The sequence below is a fragment of the Streptomyces sp. NPDC006265 genome, from assembly GCF_040613555.1.
Lineage (GTDB): Bacteria > Actinomycetota > Actinomycetes > Streptomycetales > Streptomycetaceae > Streptomyces.
Genome location: NZ_JBEXSH010001045.1, coordinates 1 through 2,815 on the forward strand (window position 1 = coordinate 1; position 2,815 = coordinate 2,815).

Annotated in this window: 1 protein-coding gene and 1 pseudogene; both read right to left on the reverse strand. The window is 72.2% G+C overall.

Going from position 1 to position 2,815, the window contains the following annotated elements; genetic code table 11:
- Positions 1-694, reverse strand: a 694-nt coding sequence (locus ABZ281_RS44905) for a cellulose-binding protein (RefSeq protein ID WP_356664103.1), incomplete at its 3' end; no start/stop codon positions are given.
- Between the two features lie 183 nt (positions 695-877).
- A pseudogene (scy, locus tag ABZ281_RS44910) lies at positions 878-2,815 on the reverse strand (polarized growth protein Scy); the annotation flags it as partial.

Consider the following 2,815-nt stretch of genomic DNA (forward strand, 5'->3'; position numbering starts at 1 on the left):
GGTTCACCATCTCGCGGGAGGGGTTGTCCGGCGGTCGCAGGTTCTCGGCCTCCAGGCGCAGCTGCTCGGCGCGGTGCTCGATCTCGGCGAGGCGCTTCTCGGCCTTGGCCTGACGGGAGGCCAGGTCGCGCTCGGACTGCTCGCGGCGCTTGGCGAGGTTCGTCTCGAAGTCGGCGGCGGCCTGCGCGGCCTTCGCGCGGGTCTCCTCGAAGAGGGCGTCCGCCTCCTCGCGCTTCGACTGCGCGTCCTTCTGCGCCTCGGAGCGCAGCTGGGAGGCGTCGCTCTTGGCCTTCTCGACGATCCGCAGGCCCTCGTCCTCGGCCTTCGCCTTGCGCTCCGCCGAGTACGACTCGGCGTCGTTGCGTACCTGCTGGGCCGCCGACTCGGCGAGCTCGCGGTGCTGCTCGGCCGCGCGCCGGGCCTCCTCGCGCAGGTCCTTCGCCTCCTCCTCGGCGAGGCGGAGGATCTTCTCCACGCGCGCACCGAGACCCGCGTACGACGGCTCGGCGTCGGTGATCTGGGCCTGGGCGTTCTGCGTCTCGAGGTGGAGCTCTTCGATGCGCTTTTCCAGAGCGGTGATGCGGGCGAGAGCGCTGTCACGGTCGGAGACGAGCTTGGAGATACGTTCGTCCACCTGAGCGCGGTCGTATCCACGCCGCACAAGCTCGAAGCCGTAGGGGGAAGTGTCGCTCATGGGGTTCCTGTCGAATGAGACCGGTGAGGTGATAGGTGGAATCCTAGGGGCCGAAACGGTGTGTCATCGAGCGGATGCGCGTTTGATCTGGAAAATGACACCCCTTTTGAGTGGCTAACCCCTGGACCGCTTGCCAAAGACTTGGCCAAAGGCCCCAGAACACACCGGATTCGCCCCGTTTCGCTAGCTATCCGAGGACTTGCCACCCGAACGAGGTGCGCCGACCGTCGCACCGGCCTTGACTCCGCTGTCCTTGCCCGAAGAGGGGGCCTCGAAGGACTCCAACGCCTCCAGGACGTCCTGGACACGGGAGATCTCGGCGTTGATGTCCTCGCGGCGGCGGACCAGGACCTCCAGCTCGCGCTTGCCCTCCTCGACCGTGCGCTTGGCCTCGCGGATCGCCTCGGCCTTGAGCTCCTCGGCCTCCCGGACCAGCGTGGACTTCTTCTGCTCGGCCTCCTTGAGCAGCCCCTCCGCCTTCTTCACGGCGGCGATACGGACCTTGCCCGCCTCGGAGTTGGCCTCCGAGACGATCTCCTTGGCCTTCGCCTGTGCCTTCGCCAGCTGCTCCTGGGCCGCCTTGACGAGCGCGTCGCAGCGGTCGCCCGCGGACTTCATCGTCTCGGCCGACTCACGGCGGGCCCGCTCGTGCAGCTCCTCGATCTCGGAGGTGATGCGGTCGCGCAGCTCCTCGGCACGCTCCCTTATCTGCGTGGCGTCCCGGCGCGCGCCGACCAGCAGCTCGTCCGCATCCGTACGGGCCTTCTCCACCTGGGAGTTGCCCTCGACCGTCGCCTCGGACACCAGTCGGTCGGCCTCGGTGCGGGCCGCGCCGACCATCGTGTCGGCCTGCGACTCGGCCTCCGCGGTGGTCTTGTGTGCCTGCTGCTGCGCCTCGGTCAGCAGCTTGTCCGCCTCGGCCGTGGTCTCCGTGATGAGCTTGTCGACCTGCTCGGCCGCCTCGGAGCGCCGCTTGTTGGCGTCCTTGCGGGCCTCGTCCAGCGTGCGGTCGGCCTCCTCGCGCGCGGCGTTGACCAGCCGCTCCGCCTCCGCCTCCGCATCGGTCTTGACACGTCCGGCCTCGGCGCGGATCCGCTCCGCGTGCTGCTGCGCCGAACCGACCGTCTCGGCGGCCTCGGCCCGCAGCCGCTCCGCCTCGCCGGTGGCGTCCCCGACCAGCTGCTCGGCCTTGGCGACCGACTCCGCGCGCACCCGCTCGGCCTCCGTGGCCGCCTCGGAGCGCACCCGCTCGGCCTCGGAGGTCGCCTCCGTACGGACCCGCTCGGCCTCGGCGACCGTGTCCATGCGCAGCCGGTCGGTCTCCTGGACCGTCTCCGTCGTGAGCCGCTCCGCCTCGTTGCGCGCCTCGGTGATGAGGGTGTCCGCCTGCGTCGCCGCGTCCGACCGGATGCGGTTGGCGTCCTCCCGGGCGTCCGCCCGGGTGCGCGAGGCGGCCTGCTCCGCCTCGGCGATCGCGTCCGACGCCTCCGTGCGCACCCGCTGGGCGTGCTCGGCGACGTCCGTGCGGATCCGCTCCGCCTCCGAGATCGCCTCGGACATCGTCCGTTCGGCGAGCGCCTTGGCGGCCTCGGACTCCTCGTGCGCCTCGCGCCGCAGCCGGCCCGCGTCCTCGCTCGCCCGCTCCCGCTCGGCGTAGGCGTCGGAGCGGACCCGGTCCGCCTCCTCCTGGGCCTCCCGGCGCGTACGGTCCGCCGCGTGCTCGGCGGCGCTGCGCAGGCCGGTGATCTCCTCCTGGGCCTGCTCGTGCAGCCCCGCGACGGAGTCCCGGACCTGCTGGGCGTGCTGCTCGGCCGCCGACACCATCTCCGTGGCGCGCCGGTCGGCCTCCTCGACCAGCCGTACGGCCTCGGTCTGCGCCTCCTCCACGCGTTTGCGCGCCGAGGCCAGCAGCTCCTCGCTCTGCTCGCGGGCCCGCTCGCGCTCCTGGTCGGCCTCCTGCCGGGCGCTGCCGAGGAGCTCCTCCGCCTCGCGGCGGCGCCGGTTGGCCTCCTCCTGGGCGGCGGCCAGCGTCTCCGAGGCCTCCGTGCCGAGCCGCTCGGCGGCGGCCTGCGCCTCCGCCCGCATCCGGTCGGCGCTCTCCTGCGCCTCCGACTTCAGCCG